General features: G+C 61.2%; 6 protein-coding genes. 5 read left to right on the top strand and 1 reads right to left on the bottom strand.

Annotated elements, in window-relative coordinates; translation table 11 throughout:
* Positions 1 to 47: 47 nt before the first annotated feature.
* Positions 48 to 584 carry a hypothetical protein gene (locus tag P2Q66_RS20650; RefSeq protein ID WP_115523434.1) on the bottom strand — a complete coding sequence of 179 codons (537 nt, stop codon included), beginning with the start codon at positions 582 to 584 and terminating at the stop codon, positions 48 to 50.
* Positions 585 to 886: 302 nt separating this feature from the next.
* Here P2Q66_RS20650 and P2Q66_RS20655 point away from each other — a divergent pair, with 302 nt between their 5' ends.
* From P2Q66_RS20655 to P2Q66_RS20675, 5 genes are all read left to right on the top strand, one after another.
* Complete coding sequence (locus tag P2Q66_RS20655) at positions 887 to 1,297, top strand: SHOCT domain-containing protein (RefSeq protein ID WP_275731166.1); 411 nt, start codon at positions 887 to 889, stop codon at positions 1,295 to 1,297.
* Between the two features lie 59 nt (positions 1,298 to 1,356).
* The gene (locus P2Q66_RS20660) at positions 1,357 to 1,803 is read left to right on the top strand and encodes a VOC family protein (protein ID WP_275731169.1); all 447 of its coding nucleotides are present in this window, start codon (positions 1,357 to 1,359) and stop codon (positions 1,801 to 1,803) included.
* Positions 1,800 to 2,276, top strand: a complete 477-nt coding sequence (locus P2Q66_RS20665; RefSeq protein ID WP_275731171.1) for a hypothetical protein — start codon at positions 1,800 to 1,802, stop codon at positions 2,274 to 2,276. The genes P2Q66_RS20660 and P2Q66_RS20665 overlap by 4 nt, the downstream gene beginning before the upstream one ends.
* Before the next feature lie 150 nt (positions 2,277 to 2,426).
* Positions 2,427 to 3,068: a biotin transporter BioY gene (locus P2Q66_RS20670; protein ID WP_275731173.1), complete on the top strand. Its 642-nt coding sequence runs from the start codon at positions 2,427 to 2,429 to the stop codon at positions 3,066 to 3,068.
* 8 nt (positions 3,069 to 3,076) lie between these two features.
* A partial coding sequence (locus P2Q66_RS20675; protein ID WP_275731175.1) for an ATP-binding cassette domain-containing protein occupies positions 3,077 to 3,495 on the top strand: 419 nt, incomplete at its 3' end.

Consider the following 3,495-nt stretch of genomic DNA (forward strand, 5'->3'; position numbering starts at 1 on the left):
TGCGGATTGGCGATGGGCCGTGCACAGGCCCGATCACCATCAGGGGATTACTTCGGGCAGCGCAAGTCCGGATTGTAGGCTGCGAACATGCCGCTCGGGTTGTCCCTCCATATCCATGCGTGGAGCGCGTGGGACCCAGGGAACGGCCCTGCTTCGAATTTGACGCCGGCAATCGAAGGTTGATGGGCTGCCGTGGATATGAACTCAACGGCTACCAGCTTGTACCGCCCGTACTTATTGGGCATGTACACGAGAACCTCAGGCTTTCGGGCCTGGGTCTTGTCATCGATCAGGTCCTCCTTGGCGTAGTGGAAGCCCATGGCTCCCACGCCGGGTTTTTCGATGCATTTAGTGATTTCCTTATAACCGTCCGCCTTGGCGTTCTCCAGCCAGCGATATTCGTCGGTGACGTGGCGCAGGACGTTGACCAGCCGGCGCTGATCGTCATTGTTCCGCCAGTCGTCGCTGTGGTCCGAGCCTCCGTGCCCTGACCCTCCATGGGCGAGCGCGGTCCCGGGAGCCAGTCCCATGGCAAGCGCTGCTGCGGCCACCATCGACAGGAGTCCCGTCCTGGTGCGATTCATCGTTGATCTTCTACCCCTCTGAGACCGATATCGTTTCTACAAGGGATGCGAAGCGTGAAAAGGGATATTCCACCTTCGCCAGGATGCCGGCAGATTTCCCCGGGAACTGCCGGTGAATGAGCCACTCGGGCGCGTTTATCGTCCATCGAGATGAGCGGCGTAACCAGTATGCTCCTGCTCAAAAACGCGGCGCTACGCTACGGGCGGGTAGTAGGGGGGAACAGTTTTTGGACCGCCCCTTTAGGGGAGGCTCTCGGAAAACGGGGGTGTTCTCTGGTGAGGGGCGGGTCTATCCTTCACACATGAATGAGCACACGGCTCCGAGTGAGACCGGCGGGTTTTTCTTTGAGTTCAGAGGGAAGCACCCCCTCCGTGAGACAGCAGGATGGGTATCCGGTGTCGGATTGGCTGGTGCCGGGATGGCAATAGCGGTCATCGGAACCGCCTCACATTCCCACATATCCATGCCCCTGGGAATTGCGGTGGCAGTTCTCGGTGCAATCCTGCTCGTTTTGTACGCGGTGACCAGGAGCACGACAAAGCCAGCGTCCGTTTCTTCCGTGGCAGGAAAGCATCGTGTGAAGAACGCAGGCAGAGCAGCCGCGAAGGAATCCTTAGCAGCTGATCTTGTCGTTATAGCGAACCTTTATTCCCAGGGTGCTCTCACCGCGGAAGAATTTGCAGCGGCCAAGCGTCGATTACTTGGTATTTGACCCGCTTCTCGTTCCTCCGCCTCTGGAGCTGACCGGTCCGCCTTGGTAGCTTTCAACGCATGGCCATCAAACTGGAGAACGTCGGTATCGCCGTTCGCGACCTCGAAGCAGCAATCGCCTTTTTCACCGATCTCGGTCTTACGGTGGTGGGCCGTGACACGGTCAGCGGGGAGTGGACCGACACTGCTGTGGGACTTGACGGGAACCATGCCAAGATTGCGATGCTCCAGACCCCGGACGGCCACGGCCGGCTTGAGCTCTTCGAATACATCCACCCCGAAGCGATCGAGTCGAACCCGACCCGGCCCAACGACATCGGCATGCACCGGGTGGCCTTCTCGGTCGACGATATCGACGAGGCACTTAAGATAGCGGCGAAGCACGGATGCCATCCGCTGCGCGGGGTGGCGACCTACAAAGACATGTACAAGCTCACGTACCTCCGCGGCCCCAGCGGAATCCTCGTGATGCTCGCCGAGGAACTGAACAAAGACTCCGGTACATGAAGTTCGCTGACGGGTATTCCACGCTGCTGCTTGTTGTTCTGGTAGTCACTGCAGGCGCCTGCAACTCGTCTCCGCGTGAGGAACCACCCAGCGGTCAGCAGCCGCCTTGCTTCCCGCCTGCTTATTCGGTGAGTCCAGCAATTGCTAAACCAGGGGCGACAGTGACAGTCGCAGCACCCGCGGCGGCGTGTAACCCCCAATATGGCTCCAATGCCCGGATCCAAATAAGCGTCACCGATCACAGTGGCGCTGAAGTCATCAGTGCAAGGGCTCCAATGACTGACGCTGGGGAATTCACGTTTACCTTCACTGTGCCTGAAGAGTCAGCGGTTGGAGAAGCGATCGTCACCGCAATGCCGCACGATATCGACTGGTGCGATGACACCGGCAAAAACAACCGTGCAACAGGAATTCCACAACTTGAGCTTGTCTCCTGCGCAACGCCCGTGGAGACATTCACCATCACGCGCTAGGGATGCATGGAGTTCGTGAAACTCAGTTAGTACCCAGCCATCAAAGCCAAGGACCGGCTTTAGTAGGCCCCCTACAAAATGGCCCCACAGCGGCGCCGGTAACGTCGGCAGTACACTATATTCCGCTTGTACAACCCCGACAGGACCGCCATGGGCAACACCGACACAGCCGTCATAAGCATCTCAAACAAAAAGCGCCGCTGGAACGCCACAGACCTCGGGCTCATCGCCGTCTTCGCGGCCCTGGTGGCGGGATCGGCGCTGGTGCCCGGACTCGCCGTCAACGGCTTCGGCGTCCCCATCACCTTCCAGACCCTGGCTGTGATGCTCACCGGCCTGGTGCTCGGCCCTGGAAGGGGCTTCGCCGCCGTTGGCCTCTACGTCCTCCTGGGCCTCGCCGGACTGCCCATCTTCAGCCAGGGCCGCAGCGGCCTGGGCATCCTGGCCGGACCCTCGGCTGGTTACATCCTCGCCTTCCCCGTCGCCGCCCTTGTTGTGGGATGGCTGGCCACCGTAGTCATCCGCCGGACCACCAAAGCCCGTGCGCTGTGGCTGTTCCTTTCGGCCACCGTTACCAGCGTGGTGGTGGTGCACTCGCTGGGCATCGCCGGCATCGCGCTCAACACCAAGGCGACGCTCGGCCAGGCATTCCTGAGCGACGTGGTCTTCTACCCCGGCGACATCATCAAAAACATCCTCGCGGCCGTCATCGCCGTTGCCCTGCACCGCGCATTCCCGGACATCCTGGTGCGCCGGGTCAAGCGCAGCGTTACCCAGCCTGCCAACGCCTAGGATCCACCATGCCCGACGTGACGTTTGACCAGGTAGCGGTAGCTGTTCCGCTGGACCACCGGCCGGAACCCAAGGTCCTCCTGGAAGATGTGACCCTGCAGCTCACGGAGCAGCGCGTGGGAGTCATTGGCGCCAACGGATCCGGGAAGTCCACGCTGCTGCGCCTGGTCAACGGCCTCATCCAGCCAACGGCGGGCACGGTAGCGGTCGACGGCGAGGATACAGTCCGTGCCGTCCGCAAAGTACGCCGGAGCGTCGGCTTTGTCTTCACCGATCCCCTCTCCCAGCTGGTCATGCCCACCGGGCGGGAGGACGTGGAGCTGTCGCTCCGCCGCTCCGTCAAAAATGGAACCGAGCGGCGCAGGCTCGCTGAAGCGGCCCTGGACCGGCTCGGGCTGCTGCACCTGGCCGACCAAAGCATCTACGA

It is taken from the genome of Arthrobacter sp. Cr_A7, from assembly GCF_029222765.1.
Lineage (GTDB): Bacteria > Actinomycetota > Actinomycetes > Actinomycetales > Micrococcaceae > Arthrobacter.

Coding starts and splice junctions, on each gene's coding strand:
- P2Q66_RS20670 (WP_275731173.1), top strand. CDS start 2,427: ATGGGCAACACCGACACAGCCGTCATAAGCATCTCAAACAAAAAGCGC.
- P2Q66_RS20650 (WP_115523434.1), bottom strand. CDS start 584: ATGAATCGCACCAGGACGGGACTCCTGTCGATGGTGGCCGCAGCAGCG.
- P2Q66_RS20655 (WP_275731166.1), top strand. CDS start 887: ATGAATGAGCACACGGCTCCGAGTGAGACCGGCGGGTTTTTCTTTGAG.
- P2Q66_RS20660 (WP_275731169.1), top strand. CDS start 1,357: ATGGCCATCAAACTGGAGAACGTCGGTATCGCCGTTCGCGACCTCGAA.
- P2Q66_RS20665 (WP_275731171.1), top strand. CDS start 1,800: ATGAAGTTCGCTGACGGGTATTCCACGCTGCTGCTTGTTGTTCTGGTA.